This window comes from Alkalicoccobacillus porphyridii, assembly GCF_007293315.1.
In the GTDB taxonomy this organism is placed as follows: Bacteria; Bacillota; Bacilli; order Bacillales; family Bacillaceae_D; genus Alkalicoccobacillus; species Alkalicoccobacillus porphyridii.
Map to the genome: position 1 here is coordinate 282,614 of NZ_VLXZ01000004.1, position 19,314 is coordinate 301,927.

A 19,314-nucleotide genomic window follows, 5' to 3' on the forward strand; every position below is an offset into this window, starting at 1 on the left:
TCTACCCTTTCTAATATGGAACACCCAAATGAAAGGGTTGGAGGTTACCTAATTATCAGTGCTACGCCGCCGCTCTCGAAAATGTAGGCACGCCTACCGCGGGAGTACTTAAGCTAACGGGCAATGCCCTTTTAACTTAATGAACCTTTTCACCGAGTCCAGAGTATGTGGCGAACCATTCTACTGCATCGTTCGTCTTTTTATCAGAAAGATGTACTCTCAGGCACTTTCTTATGGAAAAAAGCTTCTTGAAATGACGTTTTTTATTTCATTTAAGAAGTTTCTCTTCTTTCATTTGTTAAAGCTTGATAGCTTGAGCAGACTTACCCGTTGTGGTATGTTCATTAAGATAGATATTACGCACGCAGGAAGGAAGAACTTGATCCATGGAAAAACAAAACATTGGCATTATCGGTGTTGGTGTAATGGGCAAAAGCCTTGCCATTAATCTTGAAGGCAACGGGTACTCTGTATCAATGTATGATGTGTCACGTGAGCGAGTAAAGAAAGTGATTGAATTAGAAAAAAGAGATCGACTAGTTGGTACATATAGTATTGAAGAATTTGTTGCATCATTAGAATCACCAAGAAAAATCCTTTTAATGGTACAAGCAGGAGCAGTAACGGATTCAGTCATTGATGAATTGGTTCCCCACTTAGACGAAAAGGATATTATTATGGATGGAGGAAATACCTTTTACACAGATACCATCCGCAGAAGTAAAGCACTTGCCGAACACGGCATTCATTTTATTGGTACTGGGGTCTCAGGTGGCGAGGAAGGTGCATTAAAAGGTCCTTCTATTATGCCTGGAGGGCAGAAGGAAGCCTACGAGTTAGTTAAACCAATATTCGAGAAAATTGCAGCGAAAGTGAATGGCGAGCCATGCACAACATACATTGGACCAGATGGTGCTGGACACTACGTAAAGATGGTTCATAACGGAATTGAATACGGAGACATGCAATTAATATGTGAAGCTTATTGGTTAATGAAGCAGCATCTTGGTCTATCCGCAGATGAACTGCACCAAATTTTCCATGAATGGAATCAAGGTGAGTTAGATAGTTATTTAATTGAAATAACAGCAAATATCTTTACCAAGGTAGATGAAAAAACCGGGGAACCACTGGTTGATATGATTCTAGATACAGCAGCTCAAAAAGGCACAGGTAAGTGGACAAGTCAGAGCTCACTAGATCTCGGAGTACCTTTGCCTGTTATTACGGAATCTGTATTTGCCCGCTTCATATCATCAATCAAAGAAGAACGAGTCCATGCAAGCTCTGTCCTTCCAAAGCCTGCTGGTCAATTCTCTGAGGCAACAAAAGAAAAATGGGTTGAAGCTATTCGTCAAGCCTTGTACTTTAGCAAGGTGCTTTCCTATGCGCAAGGTTTTTCTCAATTAAAAGTCGCGTCGAAGGAATTTAATTGGGATTTGCAATACGGCCATATTGCCAGTATTTTTAGAGGTGGTTGCATTATTCGTGCACGTTTCTTGCAGAACATAATGGACGCGTATGAGAATAACCCAGAGTTGGACAACCTGCTGCTTGATCCGTACTTTATTGGCATAGCCGAGAAGTATCAGCAGTCCTTACGAGATATTGTATCATTGTCTGCCCAAACAGGGTTGCCTACACCAGGATTCTCAAGCGCCCTTTCCTACTATGATAGTTATCGCTCGGCAAAACTACCGGCTAACTTGCTCCAGGCACAACGTGATTATTTCGGTGCCCATACGTACAAACGAATTGATGATGAGAAGATTTACCACACAAATTGGCTTGAATAGTTTAAAAAGTCCTCAGTAAGAGGGGTTAAGCTTGTCGACTAGGTCTCGTTTAAAGAGACAAATCGGCAAGCTTTTTTTTAAATAGTTGGATCATGTGCATTACATGTGCCTAAACAACAAAACGTCCTTAATATTGTTTAAATAATAATTCCATTACCTATTTAAAACAAGCGGACGAAAATGGCAGGCCGATACCTGCGAGATAATAAACAAGTGGCACTGAAAAAGTCCGCTAGAAATGAGCTCCTTGCACCGCTACAGGAGAACCCTACGCACCCGCAAGAACGGTCTCAGCCCTCGAAGCGGAAAACCACCACTTCGATGTCGGTCTGCCGCGTTCTGTTCCGCAGGGAGTCTACGGGTTCTCCTTTCGCTTCTGTTCTAATCAAACAAATGACGAACGATCTTTTTAATGAAATGAGAGCTATTTTGTTGTTAGAACATTCACTATCATATAAAGCTTCTTTTACAATAGCCTCGTTAGAAAAGTTCAATGAGATCAATCGACGTAGTCGGGTCAGCTCTTTCTCTCCCCCTCGGGTAAGTGCCCCATTTTTGGAGAGGCAGCCGGAGAAACTAATTTACACATAAGCATGGACTATATCAAAAGAACATCCTTTAAATAAAAAAGTCAGCTGATTACCTCTTAAGGAAAGAGTTTATCAGCTGACTATAGGTTACTTCGGAGGTATTTCTAGTTACATCTTTTCTATTGGCCACCAGTGGAAGCCATCTTTTAGTAGTAAGTCCTCCGCTTCCTTTGGACCCATTGATCCAGATGAATAGGACGGAAGTGAGTCTTTATCACCCTCCCATGCCTCCGAGATGGCATCAATATAGGTCCAGGACAGGTTCACTTCATCCCAATGTGCGAAGTTTGTAGCATCTCCAATCATACAATCAAATAACAGTCTTTCGTATGCTTCAGGAGTATTAATCCCATCAATTCCATGCTGCGAATAATGTAAATTAACTGAGCTTGTATCACCAGTTGTGCCTATCTTCTTTCCATTTAGCATTAAGGACATGCCTTCATCAGGTTGAATATGAATAACTAGTAGGTTAGCTCCTGGATCATCTCCATTATTCAAATACAAATTATGTGGTTGGGGTTTAAACTCTATCACAATTTTGGTGGATTTCGCCGCCATTCTTTTTCCAGTTCGTATATAAAAAGGCACGCCAGCCCAACGATAATTATCGATTAATAGCTTTCCAGCAACAAAAGTTTCCGTTTTGGAATCTGGGGCTACGTTTTTTTCTTTTAGATACCCTTGTACCTTTTCTCCATCGTACACGCCTTGACCATATTGAGCGCGAACAAACGAATCCTTCACCTTTTGTTCCACAATGGGTCTCAAGGCACGAAGTACTTTGATCTTCTCACTTCTAATTTCTTCTGTTGTGAGGCGTAAAGGGGGATCCATGGCTAATAGTGTCACCATCTGTAGTAAATGATTTTGGACCATGTCTCGTAGGGCACCCGAGTTCTCATAATAGCCTCCGCGATCTTCAACTCCTAAGCGCTCACTAGAGGTTATTTGCACATTTGCGATATGCTGATTATTCCACAATGGTTCAAATACAGCATTTGCAAAACGAATAACCTGTATATTTTGCACCATCTCTTTGCCTAGATAGTGGTCAATGCGGTAGATTTCATCCTCTCGAAAAGCCTCTCTAATTTCAGTATTTAATGTTTCGGCTGACTCCAAATCATGTCCAAAAGGCTTCTCAATCACTAATCTTGTCCAGCCTTCTGTATCTGTAAGCTGTTCAGACTTCAGATAACTGGCAATCGTTCCGAAAAACTCGGGGGCCATCGCCATATAGAACACACGGTTTCCACCAATATGGTAGCGACTGTCTAACTGATCAAGCAAGGTTTTTAGTTCGGTGTACGATTGTTTACTTGTCACATTTAGTGCTTTGTAATAGAACTGGTTACAAAACTCTTCCAGCTTTGTGTGCTCTCCTTCTATTTCATTTTTAATTGAATCCCGAACCTGTGTCCGTAGTGTCTCATCCGACCATTCCCTTCTACCAATACCTACAACGGCAAATTGTTCACTAATGTGTCCCTTTTGAAATAGATGAAATAAGGATGGATAGAGCTTTCTCTTTGCCAGATCACCTGTTGCTCCGAATATAACAATGATTGATTTAGGCTGTTCATTTTTATGCATGAGATACCTCTTTTCTGGACTATATGTAAGGTCATCATTGACTGACTATCCTGTCTGTAAGTACATACCTGTTGACCAAGCTTCAATTAGTATACAGCAAAATGGCTGTTTTAGAAATTTCCTTGCTTCAAATTTTAAAATAAATTAAAAACAGCCAATGGTAAGGAAGATCCATCAGCTGTTATCTTTGAAACTTTATTATCACCAAAATGCTCATGTAATTCAGTTTGCTCCTGTTCGTTTTGTTTAGATTGTACAGATATTGGCATAAAAATCATAACTAGTAGCCATATGATTATACATAATACACTTCGTTTATACACACGCGCTCCTGCTTTCTCTCTTAAACGATTGATAGACTTTTCTATAAACTAACATAGCACAACCCTTGGCCTATTTTTCTCAAGTTTTTATAAAGAATTTCGAGATCTGTAGATAAGTGTCGAAAGAAAATAAAAGGGAATGAATGCAATATATAGAATAAAGTTATCTAGCACAACTTATGGACGGAGGGCCATCAATGTATCACATTAGAGAGAAAAAAGAGTGGATGACTAAATATATCAACAATAACAGCTTATCCGGACATGTAACTGCTTTAATCGAGTTACAGCAAGCAAGCGATCTATCACTAGAAGAGCTTTTTGAACTATTAGATGAATTGGTAGAAAACGACATTGTTCAATGGACAAGCGAAGAGCATGTGATCTCCAAGCCAATACCAGAATGGTACACTCAGAGGTTAAAGGATATAAGCCACATTCATGAAATGGCCCTGAGCATTCGTTATAAAGCGTAAGACAACTAGAATAGTTAGGAACATTGTGGCGCTATGGTATGACTAAATAAGTCCCTAAATCAAAGGAACACACCTAGGCAAAAATGCTTTTGTTTAAATTACATCGTTTCTTGGGCTACTGCTCTCGAAAAATGGGGGCACTCACCCGAGGGAAGGGCAGTAAGCTTATATGCACCGCTACAGGAGAAACCTACGCTTTCCACGGGAACGGCCTCAGCCCTTGAAGTGGAAGAACGCCACTTCAATGTCGGTCTGCCTCGTTCTGTTCCGTAGGAGTCTACGGTTTCTCCTTCCGCTCATGTTCCCGATTAAACAAATGACCAATATTCCTTCTAAGGAAACTGAAGTTGTTTTTTGTTTAAAAGAAGATTCACTATCATATAAAATGACTTTTTCAGTGTCCTCCTTTTCATCCCACAAGTGTAGGCTCACCATTTTCGATCGCTAATTTAGATAGATATTCGCATTAGTAGTTCCAATATAATAAAGACTTGACCCCCAAAAAGACCCGAGTACCTTCTTAATAGAGATGTCGGGTCCAATTAATATCCGTTTACGTAGCTAAAATGTCATCTATAGCAGTTAATTCTTCTTCACTGAATTCTTGATTGGATAACGCTTTTACATTCTCTTCAATTTGACTTACACGACTGGCACCTATTAACGCAGAAGTCACTTTTCCTTGCCTCAGTACCCAAGCTAAAGACATCTGTGCAAGCGTCTGGCCTCTTTGCTCGGCTATACTATTTAGCTTCGTCAGTTTATCTACTAATTCTGGTTGAACTTGGCTTTCAGAAAGAAATTGACTACTACCTGCCGCCCGCGAATCGTTTGGTATATTGCCTTTCAGATACTTTCCAGTAAGTAAACCTTGGGCAAGTGGACAAAAGGCAATGCTTCCAACGCCATTTTCTAAAAGCACGTCTTGAAGGCCCTCCTCAAGCGTACGATTCAATAATGAATAGTTTGGCTGATGAATGAGCAAAGGGGTGCCTAATTCATTTAATATCCGAACGGCTTCAGTTGTTTGTTCTGCTGTATAGCTTGATATCCCTACGTATAAAGCTTTACCTTGGCGAACAATTTGATCTAGCGCACTCATTGTTTCTTCCAGAGGTGTGTCAGGATCAGGTCGATGAGAATAGAAAATATCTACATAGTCTAGCCCCATTCGTTTTAAGCTTTGATCAAGACTTGATACTAAGTATTTTTTTGATCCCCCATCTCCATAAGGACCTGGCCACATATAATAACCAGCTTTTGAAGAAATAATCAATTCATCACGATAGGGAGCGAGATCTGTAGAGAGAATTTTTCCAAACATCTCTTCTGCCGATCCAGCAGGTGGGCCGTAATTATTTGCTAAGTCAAAATGGGTGATACCTAAATCGAATGCTCGCTTTATCATAGCCCTACCATTTTCGTATGGATCCACTCCTCCAAAATTATGCCATAGTCCTAACGACAAAGCTGGTAGCTTTAATCCAGAGCGACCGCAAGCATTATAGTTCATTTGTTCATAACGATGTTGATCTGCCAAATAAGTCATTTATTCCTCTCCCTTGAAAGCGTAATCATTGATAGTTTATCCTACTTTCATGTTAATAGCGAGAATTAAGAATACATACGCTCAACTGCTTGTTGCTCTAGATACTCTTGATAAGCTTGATCTAGCAAAGAACAAAAGGAATGATATGTAATAGCTGCCGACTGCAAACGAATAGGTACTCCTCTAAAATCTGTGCGTATGACTTCCATTACTACTAGATCTCCCTCCTTTTGAAGTTTACAATTTGACTTCCTCCCATCTATATAATAGATGTTACAAGCACAATCACTATGTAGCTTCTGTAGATTGTTCCAGCCTTTTTCGAGGTCTGCTATTACATCATTTTTAGTGAGCATTTGTAAGGAACCAATACGCAACTCAATCGACCCTGTTACAAGATTCTCTCTGCTTGCTTTAGAAGAACTAAAATGTGTTCTTATACTTATCACGGTTTACCTCCCTCCTCTTTTAGACAAAATAAAAACCCCTTTTCAAAAGAAAAGAGGTTGACTAATCATGTTCGCTCTTATCTCCCAGGCTGAAGCCTGCTGGAATTAGCACCTTCCACCTAAGTGGGGTTGCTGAAGCATCAAAGGGCCAGTCCCTCCGCTTCTCTTTATAAGTATGAATATTTATTTAATTGAAGTTTAGCAAAGCTAGTAGATGATATCAAGCTTACTTTGTTATTTTAGTTTAATTAAAGCGTTCTTTGATTCGTGAAAAATGCGCATACCATTTTTCTGATAAATGTTCGTTTTGTAATAATCTAGTTAGTAGGTCTAGATCTTTTTTCTGTTGAAAGAAAAGTTGATTTGCTGTTAGTACAGATATATGATCCTTATGTTTGGAAACAAGTGAAATAGCTGAGTCCTTATGGATTGTACCCTCTCTTAACACTTTCGCAAAATAGCCTGTACTTCCTGTTTGCATGATTTCTTTAAATAAACCATTTGCTCCGGTTCTGCGATCAATCGTTACGCATGGAACTCTTCCTTGCGTGACAGCTACCACCGCATCTCCTATTTGATAAATATCACCAATACAAACATCGTTTTCACACATGCCTTCAACCATTATATTTTCGCCAAATGCAGCTGGAGGAAGCTCCGTGTTAAATTGACGATTCCATGTTTCATAATGCTCAAGAGGATAAAAGCATACAGCTCTCTCCACCCCTCCATGATGCTTTAAATCTGCCACTCCGTCCCCTTCAAAACCAGCTGTTTTTAAAGAAACAGACTCAATCTCTTTTTTACAAATGGCACTGTTCATTTGTTTATTGGATTCATACGTGATTTCCTCTGGCAGTCCTACAGCAAGATGCACCAATTTAAAAGTCATCATTTACGCCACCTTTCCATTTTCCACACGCTTTATTTTACCATATGGATAAATACTCAAAGGAACTAATATCTAAATAAAACAGTTAAGTTTACATAATAAAATTATTTATAATACATGAAGATTTTAAGTTTTATTTAGACCTTGTCTCTTTCTTGAGCTCTATGTTTTTTCATGCTTTTGAAGGACCCATCAATGCGAGTAAACCGCCTTCTTAAGAAGAATTGATCATGCCTAGACCTAGCCATCCTTCACCAAAAAATGCATTGAGAATCTTGCCTTTGAAGAATATTTCGTCTTCCTTTTACATATCCATAGGTGAAGTCTTTCATTTAGGGGGCTTACTATGATAATGATAAATGGGCAAGTCTTACAAGAAAGCCAACTGCAGTCCATACAAGTCACATCAAAAGAGAGGCCAATTTTAAATACCTTAGCGTCTAATCAAACCGCTTATTATTTTACTTCTATAAATGAACTCACTTTTGAAGTAAAGGTTCGTGCCAACACCACCCAAGCGTCATATGACCTATTGCAAAGCGGGGCAGGTTTTGCTGATTTTGAACACTCTACTTGCAATCAAGCTCTGTGGACGCTAACCCCTGAAGGCGGATTTTTATTAAAATCTTCCGTCAGTCCTCAACGTGGTATTGATGATATTTTTAAGAATGGCTCATTGTATTCCTTCGAGTGCGCTGTCGCTATCATTATTATCTTCTATAAAGCAACGCTGGATTCTATAGGAGCAGCTAGTTTTAATACATTATTCCAGGGTATGTATCTGTTTTCATGGAGATATGATGAGGATTTGCACCTGATTAGTCATTCAGGTTCAGAATTTGTTCCAGGAGACTGTGTCTATTTTAATAATCCAGAATTTAATCCGAGAACTCCTGAATGGCGAGGGGAAAATGCGATTGTTATGGACTATGATTTATATTTTGGACACGGAATTGGTATTGTCCCTGGTCAAAGCATCATTCAATCTTTAAATGAAGAACGTCGACCAGGTGCACGTTTATCCGCTTATCTAGAAAACCGCATCACACACCCAGAGTACCGTTACTTAGGTCCATAAAAGACTGCTTACTTGGCAGTCTTTTTATTTTTTCCTAGAGTTTTTTAAGCTCAATAAAATAAATCACACCATTTTCATCTAACCAAAACCGTATCTCTGCTTGTTTATCCAGATAGCTTAAAATGAGGTCTTGATCACTGTTTGTTTCACTATGATAGTCTGATCCGTATTGAGTCATTACTTTATTCTTATGATCTCCAACTGATATCCCTTCATTTGTCTTAATTCCCCTATGAAATGTGGAAACATAAATGATTTGATTAATTTCATTTACAGAAAATATCATGTCATAATACGTGAAGCTAGCATACGATGAATCGTTTTGATCAGGAAGCTCCTTAATGCTGGAGGGGTCGAGTTCGTCTATATTACCTCCTAAAAAAATCTCGCCGAGCTGTTCATTTGCCATATCACGATTAACTTCCTTTGACTCCACTACAAACGAATGGAGTATAAATACACTTGTTACAGACAGAATGACACCCAACACAACGATCCACATTCTTCTCATATAAACACTCCAACAATATTGTTTATCTATAGCATGAAGAATGAATCTAAAGAAATTATAAATACATTCTCAAGATTTTATGAAGTGTCCTAAAAAATTTCCAATACATACAACCCTGCTTATTGCTAAAACTATCCGTACGATTGATTAAAGAGGGGTTATTACATGACGATTATGGTATTTATCATTCAATTACTCATTTCAATTATTATGGTGGTAACGCGAAGAAAGTGGGAAGTTCTTAGCTTCATTTATGATGGATTGGCTTTGGCAAGCTTTCTCGTTTTTTCAAGTATTGCAGCTGCCTCCGTTTTTGAAATCATCGTTAATCATACTGTTTTTATGACTAACATCCATGCTCTTTTCTTAAATGGTGTTGTGTTACTATCAGCTAGCTATTTAATCTTGTTCATCCCTTATAAATTGCTTCTTTCTCTTCTTGATTAAGTTTAGTACATGTAAGCAAGTCAAATATGATATGCTTTTATTGCAGATTTATTTCGAGTTCAGAAAGAAGTGATCGATATTTGTTTCACTTAACCAACTTAAAAATCTGGAATAAGTATGGTTGGAGAGCCACCATTTTAATTGCAACAGAATTTTTCCTTACATTTAGTTTTTTTATGTTTGTTCCATTTATTTCATTATACGTAACAGGACATTTAGGCTACTCGCTGACTTTCGCGGGAATTCTACTCGCGTTGCGCTTACTAGGTCAGCAGGGCTTTATGATGTTTGGCGGATATTTTGGAGATGTGTTTGGATATAAAAAAATGATGTTTATAGGCTTTTTATGCCGTGGTATTGGATTTGCTGGTCTGGGGTTTGCCTCATCTGTTTCATCTTTACTCATTATGGCTGTGATTGGTGGATTAGGTGGAGCGTTGTTTAGTCCCGCATTAAAGTCTCTGCTAGTGTACAATCAACCAAAACCATTACATCGAGAACTTTTTTCATTCATTAATGTTACCGGAAATGCCGGAATTATTTTAGGACCCCTTTTCGGCTTACTTTTTAGCGTAGATCAGTTTCCCATTTTAAGCGTGATCTCAGGGCTGTTGTTCATTTTTATAGGATGCACATTATTATTTATTCCTATTAAACAAACAAAACGTACTGAACCCATTTCTTTTTCTGAAGGTATTCGACGTATTGTTCAAAATCGTACATTGTTAAATATGATTGTGCTAATGATTCCTTTTCATTTCATCCATCAGCAATTGTTTTTAACGTACCCTATTATTGCTACTAGATTAACTGGAAGCTCAGGATGGCTATTTACATTAGTGACCATTCTAGTTGTATGCGGTCAGTTGTTTGTCACCAGCTATACAAAAGCTTTATCTACACATACTGCTTTAATTTTAGGATATCTAGTGTTAACACTCACCTTTATTCCTTTATTTATTTACGAACACCCGATAAGCCTTATTGTATCTTTAATAGGCATTGCCTTTAGCTTGATGTTAATGCAACCCACCTTCCATTCCTATATTGTTAGCCAAGCCACATCTGCTACTTTAGGTATATTTCTTGGTTTTTCAAACCTTTCAATGGCAATTGGTGGCGCCCTTGGAAATGTCTTTGGTGGAAGCACCTATGACTATTTTCAAACTAACAACCAAACATACTATTATTGGATGATCTTAGCGCTAGTTTGTATTAGTGCTTGTTTATTTGGGAGAAGAATCTCTGGGAAGATGGAGCAAAGATAATTAGACGAGATAACTTAAAAAAGTGACATCAGGAATGAAAACTGAGGTTCACTTTTCATTCTTTGGAGATTATTTATTAAGATTAATATTGAAATGCCTGAAATAACTCTGAAACTCAATAATTCCCTCAACTGCAAACATAGTAATAATTATGCCCATTATAATTAATAGGAACGAGCTTTTCTTAACTTTTTGATTTAAATAAGTATGTATTGTAAGTAAAAATAAAGTGAGTGCCGCCAAACAATTAAACATCGCACTTAACCAAACTTGGTCAAAGAGTAAACCTATAAATAAGAAAAAACTCGCGAAAAATGCGGCATACATCCAATAATTCCCTAGTTTACCCACGTTTCCCCCCTCAGACTACAAAGACATAGTAACTAATTTAAGATGTACCTTAAGTACATCTCGATATTATATGTATAAAGAGGGGTACTCCCTCTTTACAATAATTATAGGATATCTAATTTTACCAAAAGAGCTAATAGAATTTGAAGTAATAATTGAATATTAACCGCGATTTGAGTATCTGTAGTTGTCACATCTACTTTTTTCGAGTTTTCAACTACTGTCTTTTGATAAGTTAGTTGTTTCACTTTTGAGCTTTGAAGTAACTCTTGAGTAATTTTTTCTGCCTTTTCACTATCTGCAATAGAAATACTAATCACTAATGCAATAGCTGTTTGTAAAGATGCTTGTAATGAGAGAGCAGCCTTTGTATCTGTTGAATTAACAGTAACGTCACAAGAATCTTTAATTAAGATATATTCCTCTGACAATTGAACTGTCTTATTTACTTGATTCGCCTCTTGAACAAGGTCACCTTCTCTATCCATTGGATGACATGCTCGAGGATCTAGTGCAGACCACTTCTTTTCTTTCTTGTCTTTCTTTTCACTAACCTCTAGTTCTACTTCTGGTGTAAATTGTTCACTCATTTGTAATCCCCCTTTCGGTATGATCTAATTTAGAATATGTTTTAAAAAATGTAATGCTTGGACTCGATGATTAATTGTTTTACTTAAATTTAAAATCTTCTTCTATTCCGATTATTAAATTTATTCACAGGTCTTCTAACAATTCGTGCAACCTGTGGCTCCTCATAATAGCTGGTTGAGTCATCTTCAATGTCTTCGATAGCTTCTTCTTGCACACTTGGTCTGCTTGTCAGAGACTGTTTAAAGCGATCTTCAAATAGGCTATCTGTTGCACCACCAACAGTATCCATATCTATACTACTTAAAAATTTGTCCACTTCTGTCTGGATATCTAACACTGTGCTTTTCACTTTCAATTTGTCTCTTGAAGAAAGATCGGTTGCCATCGACACATTGTGTTTATCCAAAATTTTTCCAACCACTACTTCAATAAGATCTTGTTGATTTTTCATTGTGCTTTCCCTCCATCTCTACATGTTCTAGCCATAAATAGCTTGGCTGATGTAATTAAAAATGAACTCCTGATTTCCACAGAATTTCTTGATAGTATATGTTAAAAAAAGTTGAGTTGTTTGGGCATGATGTATCGGTGGGACGTTTGTTTAGAAGTTTGACTTAGAAGGGACACTGACCTATCGTTTGTCTAAATGAAATAGTATGGAAATGCTGAATTCACTTCAGAAACTTAATGATATTTTGTCTGCATGTAAAAAAACTTAGAAATTTTAAAGGCGAAGATTGAATTTTATACTTGCAAGGAACCCTCACGACACTTATTACTTACTGTAGAAACAAAAAAGAGCCCCCTTAGGCTCTAGTCATTAATTCCTCTACTCGTAAAAAGAGAACTAATCTAAAATTATTCCTCTTTTTTATGTACTATTCTTTTCTCAGAACTGCCGATTGATCGCCAAATGTGAAACCGAATAACATATATGGATGTAGTAAATGATCTAACACCCAACCATTCGATGCTTCTTCACTGAGAATGTCAGCTAATTTTTGACGGCTTTTATCAGTCGTAACATAAGGTAATTTTATTATTTTATATTCCATATTGATCCCCTCCACCCATATTATAACAGAAGGTCTTACGCTTAGTAATACGAAAAAAAATTCCAATTCTGCGTTCGGACGCTCCTTCAAACTATCAATAATGAGAACCAACTTATACTATTTAGCAGCTACCTTATTTCTTGTGCTTGGAGCCATTATGTTTCTATCCAACTCCAGTTAGATTCTTCAATATCTTCGCGGGACTTAGCTTTATGGGCGCTGCCGTTGTTCAGAAGAAAAGGGACAAGGTGAAAACAAGTAGTAGTCAAATTAAAAAACTAAACCTTCCCGCTCATACTTCTGCGCCTTCCTCATTCTTCTTGAAATGCACTACAATCCTCTGCTGCCTGTGAACAAATTAAGACTTTTCAGCAATTACCTATAGCTGACCCTCAGTAAAAATGAGCAACTGCGCCTTTATCCACTTGCTCCATATCATTCTCCTGAGATTAACTGCCACCTCCGTAAGCTATTCCGTTTGCAGGCGGTGAGCTTCTTTATCTGAGAGACTTGTTGGATTAAGGTATAACAATCATATAAATTTATTGTGAATTCTTTATATTAAGCAATGGACTCCATTTTCCATTAACACCTTTATCAATCCTTTCCTATCCTGTCACCCCCACCCCCTCTCTCACATAGGCTAATGTACTAAGTTCAAAGAGGAGAGGGTCACCATGGTCGAGCTTACACTGGCACACTGGATGTATCTCGCTGGTACGGTATTGATTATCGTCACGATGCTCGTTCGGCAAAATGTATTGGTTCCGTCATTACTCATGACGTTTTTAGTGGGTTGGATTTATCTGGGGTCGTTTGCGGAGGGACTGCAAACGCTGTTTACCGCTAGTTTGGTTGCGGCGGCGGAGCTTTTTAATATTTTCCTTATCATTACGGTGATGACTGCGCTTTTACATGCATTAAAGGTTCTTCAAGCGGATGAGCGGATGGTTAGGCCGTTTGGGTACATTATGAAAACGGGACATTCGTCGTTTTGGGTGCTGGCTTTTATTACGTATGGGATTTCTTTATTCTTTTGGCCGACGCCTGCTGTAGCTTAGGTAATGGTAGCAACAAAAAAGAGCCCCATTGGCTCTTATGCTCTTTTTCTTATTATATCAGAGGCGGACAAGATGTTCTCTTTTTTAAATATCCGCCTCTGCTTTTTTAAATGGCAGTAACAATCAATATTAATATCATCCATGGAGCGGATCGTAACAAACCTCTGAGTAATTCTCTGATTCCTGTCCATGTAAATGATTTGAATCTTTTGTTTGGTCTCAGCTGCGCGCTTTAATATCCCATCCATATTCAAGCACCTTTTAATACTTTCATTGTACGGGGTTTAGCCTCTTCCCAATCAATATAGCCTTTATCTTTCAGTCTAACAAAGTGTCCATGAACAGTGGAGCTTGATTTGATACCTAGAATGACGCACAATTCTCTGCTTGTTGGAGGTAAATTATTTTCATTAATAAAAGATTTTATGGCCATGAGTACTTTCTCTTGCTTAGTTGTGAGACTCATATAATCACCCTTTTCTTTATAATTTTAGCAAACGTACGTTCTATCTATAAACAAAAAAAATTTGCTATTTCTTTTTTAACTTTTTATCTACAGCTGCTGCAGCTTCTTTTATTATTTGATCAACATCAGTTTGGATAATTGACTTCATCATCTGATGTTCTGATCTCCAACCGTTTTTATAAACTGTATAACCATAGAATATAGACGCATTTGCTTCAGCTTTAACAATGGTTATATTTTTGTAATGAAGCTCCTTTTTCAGGTCATGAATATCAGCACCAATCATATTGGAAATTTGTATCATCCGATCAGAGCCATTCACTCTTATTTTACGACTCATGACGTTTCTAGCTGTTGCATACTTTATGTATTTGATTACGAGCTCATCATCAGTAAGAGCCATTATAATCACCTCAACCATATTATATGCGAACGTTAGTTCTTTATTCAACAAGAATATATCTCCAAATCTTATGTCTTTTCTTGTCGAACCGCTATTACTTTAGTTATGAGTCTGCTGAGGATTGCGTGCAAAGAACATAAAAAGAGCCCCTCCATACGGAAAGACTCTCGCCACCTATATCAAAGGAGTATCCTCGATAAAACAAATTTAGCAAATGGTATATAATTGGTCAAGCCCTCTATAGAGAGGGCTACCAGGAGGCGACCTGATAGAAATGACCGCAGAGTGAAACCACGCAATTTCACTCTAATTTAATTTATCAGATTATTCAATAAAAGTAAATATAGTTATATATTAAGAATACTTTAGATAAATGACACAAACACAGGTATTCTCAAATACCCATTTTTCGTATAGTTCCTGAACTTCACTTGGCACCTTATTGGCTCATGCCTAACAAATTCCCCTTGATCCTCTAAATCCTTCACCCTACTGTAATACTCTTTCCTAGGCCCCATATGCTCCATGATCCCTAACGGCTTACCCTCCGCATCAGTCAACAGCAAGCCGAATTCACTCTTGCGATAGCCAGTAATAAATACATCAGCGTATTGATAATTAATCACCTTTAGCCACTCTTTGCTCCTGGTGTTAATCTTATAAGATGAATGCGGATTTTTAACGACAATCCCCTCTAATCCCATTTGTGCGACTAATTCATAATAAGCTGAGGCATTACCATGGATGTAATTATGTGCAGCGATAGAGGATTGATCGTGAGGGATAACGGTAGGTATAAGTTCTTTGCGAAGTACGAGGGGTTTGTGCGTCACCTTCTCCCTTCTGTGATAGAGGATATCAAAAGCAACGAATTGGAGGTTTGCTTCATATTTATTTGAGCGTGATCGTTGCTGGAGGAGTTCAAAATCAGGCTTACCATCTTCTCCAAGAGCAACCAATTCACCATCTAATATCGTTCCCTCTTCTATCTCTATTGAGGCTATCTCAGGGTACTTGGTGGTGACTTCGTTTCTGTGGCGTGTATATAGTCTGGTCTTGCCGTTGAAGCGACTTACAATCATTCTATGCCCATCTAGCTTAAGCTCTGTTATATAGTCCTCTGAGTCATCAGGAGGCTCAGGGATCGATTGTAGTAACATCGGTGATACAAACATTCTCTCCACCCCTTACTTATATTGTAAGGCTGATATAGAGGAGTTTCTATGTATAAATAATGGTAAGAAAAAGAGCCCAACCAATGGTTGAACTCTCTCCGTGGATGTTTTAAATTTTAAAATCTACAAACGACGCTCTCCGGCAAAAAGTAAGCGTATGATTAATATACCATCTAATTCACTAACTTATCAAGCGCACGTCTTGTATTAGGACCGTAAACTCCATCAACTTCACGTGGTAAATACACAGATTGGAAACGCCTTACGGCATCATGTGTCTTAGGACCGTAATCACCATCGACATTATCCACGCGGAAGTTAGCAGCGTTTAAGGCTGTCTGTAATTGTCTCACAGCATTTCCTTTGCTTCCTCGTCTAAGGACACCACTTGGAAGTGTGTACTTTGTCTTAGGTGCTGGCTTAGCTGAAGTTTGTTTCTTAGGCTCAGGCTTACGACCAGTATCAATTGCCTCCCATGTAAGAGCACCAACAATACCATCAGCATCAAGATTTAGAGAAGACTGATAAGCTCGTACCGCTTTTTCGGTGTTAGGACCATACCACCCATCTACCTTGGCTCCTACTGCACGTTGAACCGTTTTGACATCCTCGCCACTCATCATGTTGTTAGTGTTTAAGCGTAAAGTTCTTGGCTTAGCTGGAGCAGGTGCAGTGACTGTTTCAGGCTTAACCTCAGCTTTAGGTGGTGTATACGTATTGCCTTCCAATAGTGCCTTTCTAACCTGATCCATATTGATACCAGGGCACGCTGTGGAAGCCCCTTGAAATTCACGGTGTCCTAAAACACTCACTAATGGAATGTTTAAACGCTTCTTCCAATGAGCAGCACGTTCGTTCCAAGTCTTTTCTTGCTCTTCAGTAAAAGATGCATTTCCAACTAAGCAAATGTGATAGGTTCCGGTGTTATGATTAGCCACTCCATTTGTAATGACGTCAGGATCGTAACAGAGCTCAATGGAGCCATCTCGTAAGATAATTTCATGATAGCCCCCTGTTTTCCATCCGAGTACACCTGACCACCGCTTATCAAATGCTGAGTAATTTCCATCCTCAGTTCCAGAATGGTGACGCGCAAGCCTATTTACTCTGGATAATGCGCGTTTACTCTTACCACCCTTAGTGCGATGGCGAATATCATGTATTTTAGTCATATTATACATCCTCCTTCGTTTCGCCTTTACGGCTGTTTCCTAACTCAAATAAACCAACTGACGCTAATCCTGCAATTCCCCCAGCCCACAATCTTGAGGCAGCGTCTATATCACTAAATGGATAAGACAAAAAACCAAGCGCAATACCCAAGACCATAGCGATTAGAGGTAGAAAGTTCTTTGAAAGCGTAAAGCCAACCTTTACAGCTTGCACAACTCCTGTGACCATTGGTGCAATTAACGTGGATAACAATAAGATTTCATTCATGTTGTTCATCTCCTATTTAGTTTTTTGACATTAAAAATAGCCCGACTAGTTAGCCGCGCCCATACTGGCGATTCTCCATTTTCTCAACACGTTCTTCGAGTGAACCAAGGTTGTTCCGGATCTGTTTAAGCGTCTTTCCAATCTCATTTTGTGCATCATTAGACTCTTTTAAATGTTGTAATAACGCTGCCTCTCTCTCTTGTGATTGCGACCAGTGTTGCTGATAGAGAGCAATAAGATCATTTTCTCTTTTTACATTCTCTTTTCGTTGCTCTCTAATAACTCCTGCAGCAAGAAGTATACAAAGTATTGACCATACGACTTGGCTCATTGCAATCTCTGTTAGTACGTCCACAATGGTACCCATCCTCCCTTTTTATATAGTGAAAGTGGAATGAGGTAATCACCCCTTTCAAAGACATAATAAAAAGCCCTCCGGTTGGAGAGCTTTCTTTAATAGTTTTTCTTGACTTTATTCAACCATAAGGTTTCCATATATATGAAAGGTGGTTTTCTTTATGTCATGGTTAAAGCCTACAGTATCAGTATTACTAATAATGGTGCCTTCATTAGCATTTGGTTGGCAGGGGAACAATACAGCAATGGGACTTTCCATCATTGCCAGTTCCTTAACAGTATGTTTTCTTCACCTAGATAAACTAAAGAGTTTTAAAGGCGGAGGTGTTTCAGTAGAGTTACAAGAAGCCATAAACGAAGCTTATGCGACTATAGAATCCGTAAAAAAACTAGCCAAGCCTCTACTATCACATACGGTCACCAACTTATCTATAGGTGATGTTTTAGTATCAACTGATGCGAAAATAAAAAAAGATTATTTAGATCAAGTCATTAGTGTAGCATCTGAACTAGAATTGAATGATTTAGACTTCCAGAATTTAATTAAGGGATTTTTTAAAGTTGAAGCATTTAAAAAGCTCCATGATTTCCACAACTGGTTAAGAGCTGAATTACCTGAATACTCAACAGAATATGATAAAGATTTACTAATCACAGAAATTGGTGTTTTCACTGACCTAACTAAGTTAAGCAACCCCCAGGAAATTACGCTCCCTTCAGAAGAAGATATAATCACAATAATAAATCGTTATGGTCAAGAAGGAAAATTGCCACCATCAACTACTGAAGCATTAAATGCTTACATTTCTTTTTACAATCATCACATCAGGTAATTAGAAAAAAGCTCTCCTAGATTAGGAGAGCTTACATGTTTGATTCTCTTAGTTCCTGCGCTTCCCTCATACGAACAGGCACCGTATCTAATTCGCCTTCAAGGATTAAATCCCCAATTTCTCGTAATTCGTCGAAATACTCATCATGCTCAGGGTAGTAAGGCTCCGTTTGCATAACGAATACATTTATATATCCATGCCAGAACCTATCTTGAATACCACTCTCATAGACTATAATCACTTCATCTTCCAATGCTTCAGCATCATCCATGATGAAAACCGTCTCATCCTTAGCTAGAGCTAGAATGTCCGTTGTGTTATAAGATTCCCACGGTTCTCTTCCATCTAATTCAACTGTCCGTTCTGGTGCTTCTGGAGCTTCTTCTATTTCCTCTTCTGGTTCTTCCTTAGCTTCTTCTAGTGGCTCATTTACTTCCTCGTCTATCTGCTCACTATCTACAGCCATTGCAGCACTTACCTCCTCATTTTCAGAAGGTTCTTCATTTCCTTGCGAACATGCAACAAGAGCTACTGAGCAAGCTAACGTTATCATAATCTTCTTCATTAATATTCTCCCCTTGAATATAATACTTAAACTTTACCATGT

At 38.4% G+C, this 19,314-nt stretch carries 23 protein-coding genes and 1 riboswitch; of the genes, 7 read left to right on the forward strand and 16 right to left on the reverse strand.

Annotated elements, in window-relative coordinates; translation table 11 throughout:
- Positions 1–386 precede the first annotated feature (386 nt).
- Complete coding sequence (gene gnd / locus FN960_RS08775; RefSeq protein ID WP_143848327.1) at positions 387–1,796, forward strand: NADP-dependent phosphogluconate dehydrogenase; 1,410 nt, start codon at positions 387–389, stop codon at positions 1,794–1,796.
- Positions 1,797–2,494: 698 nt separating this feature from the next.
- Here gnd and zwf read toward each other — a convergent pair.
- Together zwf and FN960_RS08785 are read right to left on the reverse strand one after the other, a co-directional pair.
- Positions 2,495–3,982, reverse strand: coding sequence for a glucose-6-phosphate dehydrogenase (zwf, locus tag FN960_RS08780; protein ID WP_143848328.1), 1,488 nt, complete (start codon positions 3,980–3,982; stop codon positions 2,495–2,497).
- Positions 3,983–4,116: 134 nt separating this feature from the next.
- A complete protein-coding gene (locus FN960_RS08785) occupies positions 4,117–4,305 on the reverse strand; it encodes a hypothetical protein (protein WP_143848329.1) in 189 nt (62 codons plus the stop codon).
- Positions 4,306–4,502: 197 nt separating this feature from the next.
- Here FN960_RS08785 and FN960_RS08790 point away from each other — a divergent pair, with 197 nt between their 5' ends.
- Entirely contained in the window at positions 4,503–4,781 is a 279-nt protein-coding gene (locus FN960_RS08790) for a hypothetical protein (RefSeq protein ID WP_143848330.1), read from the forward strand.
- A gap of 553 nt (positions 4,782–5,334) precedes the next feature.
- On the opposite strand, the gene mgrA is transcribed toward FN960_RS08790, so the two are convergent.
- The 3 genes from mgrA to FN960_RS08805 all read right to left on the reverse strand — a co-directional run bounded on the left by mgrA (position 5,335) and on the right by FN960_RS08805 (position 7,674).
- A complete protein-coding gene (gene mgrA / locus FN960_RS08795; RefSeq protein WP_143848331.1) occupies positions 5,335–6,330 on the reverse strand; it encodes an L-glyceraldehyde 3-phosphate reductase in 996 nt (331 codons plus the stop codon).
- A 65-nt stretch (positions 6,331–6,395) separates the two neighbouring features.
- Positions 6,396–6,779, reverse strand: a complete 384-nt coding sequence (locus FN960_RS08800; RefSeq protein ID WP_143848332.1) for a hypothetical protein — start codon at positions 6,777–6,779, stop codon at positions 6,396–6,398.
- A 74-nt stretch (positions 6,780–6,853) separates the two neighbouring features.
- A riboswitch (SAM riboswitch) is annotated at positions 6,854–6,955 on the reverse strand.
- Positions 6,956–7,023: 68 nt separating this feature from the next.
- On the reverse strand, positions 7,024–7,674 hold the full coding sequence (locus FN960_RS08805) for an MOSC domain-containing protein (protein ID WP_143848333.1): 651 nt from the start codon (positions 7,672–7,674) through the stop codon (positions 7,024–7,026).
- A gap of 343 nt (positions 7,675–8,017) precedes the next feature.
- On the opposite strand from FN960_RS08805, the gene FN960_RS08810 reads away from it, so the two are divergent.
- A complete protein-coding gene (locus tag FN960_RS08810) occupies positions 8,018–8,749 on the forward strand; it encodes a protein-glutamine gamma-glutamyltransferase (protein ID WP_143848334.1) in 732 nt (243 codons plus the stop codon).
- Positions 8,750–8,783: 34 nt separating this feature from the next.
- On the opposite strand, the gene FN960_RS08815 is transcribed toward FN960_RS08810, so the two are convergent.
- Complete coding sequence (locus FN960_RS08815) at positions 8,784–9,260, reverse strand: hypothetical protein (RefSeq protein ID WP_143848335.1); 477 nt, start codon at positions 9,258–9,260, stop codon at positions 8,784–8,786.
- Positions 9,261–9,425: 165 nt separating this feature from the next.
- Here FN960_RS08815 and FN960_RS08820 point away from each other — a divergent pair, with 165 nt between their 5' ends.
- Positions 9,426–9,707, forward strand: coding sequence for a transposase (locus tag FN960_RS08820; RefSeq protein ID WP_143848336.1), 282 nt, complete (start codon positions 9,426–9,428; stop codon positions 9,705–9,707).
- An 80-nt stretch (positions 9,708–9,787) separates the two neighbouring features.
- The gene (locus tag FN960_RS08825) at positions 9,788–10,975 is read left to right on the forward strand and encodes an MFS transporter (RefSeq protein ID WP_185970975.1); all 1,188 of its coding nucleotides are present in this window, start codon (positions 9,788–9,790) and stop codon (positions 10,973–10,975) included.
- Between the two features lie 455 nt (positions 10,976–11,430).
- Here FN960_RS08825 and FN960_RS08830 read toward each other — a convergent pair whose 3' ends face one another.
- From FN960_RS08830 to FN960_RS22790, 3 genes are all read right to left on the reverse strand, one after another.
- A complete protein-coding gene (locus FN960_RS08830; protein WP_143848338.1) occupies positions 11,431–11,916 on the reverse strand; it encodes a spore coat protein in 486 nt (161 codons plus the stop codon).
- An 89-nt stretch (positions 11,917–12,005) separates the two neighbouring features.
- Positions 12,006–12,368: a hypothetical protein gene (locus FN960_RS08835; protein ID WP_143848339.1), complete on the reverse strand. Its 363-nt coding sequence runs from the start codon at positions 12,366–12,368 to the stop codon at positions 12,006–12,008.
- A 427-nt stretch (positions 12,369–12,795) separates the two neighbouring features.
- A complete protein-coding gene (locus FN960_RS22790) occupies positions 12,796–12,972 on the reverse strand; it encodes a hypothetical protein (protein WP_185970976.1) in 177 nt (58 codons plus the stop codon).
- Between the two features lie 677 nt (positions 12,973–13,649).
- On the opposite strand from FN960_RS22790, the gene FN960_RS08840 reads away from it, so the two are divergent.
- The gene (locus FN960_RS08840; protein WP_185970977.1) at positions 13,650–14,033 is read left to right on the forward strand and encodes a hypothetical protein; all 384 of its coding nucleotides are present in this window, start codon (positions 13,650–13,652) and stop codon (positions 14,031–14,033) included.
- A gap of 250 nt (positions 14,034–14,283) precedes the next feature.
- On the opposite strand, the gene FN960_RS08850 is transcribed toward FN960_RS08840, so the two are convergent.
- The 6 genes from FN960_RS08850 to FN960_RS08875 form a co-directional block, all read right to left on the reverse strand.
- Positions 14,284–14,499 carry a LexA family protein gene (locus FN960_RS08850; RefSeq protein ID WP_143848341.1) on the reverse strand — a complete coding sequence of 72 codons (216 nt, stop codon included), beginning with the start codon at positions 14,497–14,499 and terminating at the stop codon, positions 14,284–14,286.
- Positions 14,500–14,563: 64 nt separating this feature from the next.
- Entirely contained in the window at positions 14,564–14,902 is a 339-nt protein-coding gene (locus FN960_RS08855) for a YhjD family protein (protein WP_143848342.1), read from the reverse strand.
- 365 nt (positions 14,903–15,267) lie between these two features.
- Positions 15,268–16,077 carry an ATP-dependent DNA ligase gene (locus tag FN960_RS08860; protein ID WP_143848343.1) on the reverse strand — a complete coding sequence of 270 codons (810 nt, stop codon included), beginning with the start codon at positions 16,075–16,077 and terminating at the stop codon, positions 15,268–15,270.
- Positions 16,078–16,250: 173 nt separating this feature from the next.
- Positions 16,251–17,249 carry a peptidoglycan recognition protein family protein gene (locus tag FN960_RS08865; RefSeq protein ID WP_185970978.1) on the reverse strand — a complete coding sequence of 333 codons (999 nt, stop codon included), beginning with the start codon at positions 17,247–17,249 and terminating at the stop codon, positions 16,251–16,253.
- 1 nt (position 17,250) lies between these two features.
- Entirely contained in the window at positions 17,251–17,517 is a 267-nt protein-coding gene (locus tag FN960_RS08870) for a holin (RefSeq protein ID WP_143848345.1), read from the reverse strand.
- Between the two features lie 49 nt (positions 17,518–17,566).
- Complete coding sequence (locus FN960_RS08875) at positions 17,567–17,884, reverse strand: hypothetical protein (RefSeq protein ID WP_143848346.1); 318 nt, start codon at positions 17,882–17,884, stop codon at positions 17,567–17,569.
- A gap of 151 nt (positions 17,885–18,035) precedes the next feature.
- On the opposite strand from FN960_RS08875, the gene FN960_RS08880 reads away from it, so the two are divergent.
- Entirely contained in the window at positions 18,036–18,707 is a 672-nt protein-coding gene (locus FN960_RS08880) for a hypothetical protein (protein ID WP_143848347.1), read from the forward strand.
- A gap of 31 nt (positions 18,708–18,738) precedes the next feature.
- On the opposite strand, the gene FN960_RS08885 is transcribed toward FN960_RS08880, so the two are convergent.
- Complete coding sequence (locus FN960_RS08885; protein WP_143848348.1) at positions 18,739–19,272, reverse strand: hypothetical protein; 534 nt, start codon at positions 19,270–19,272, stop codon at positions 18,739–18,741.
- Positions 19,273–19,314: the final 42 nt, after the last annotated feature.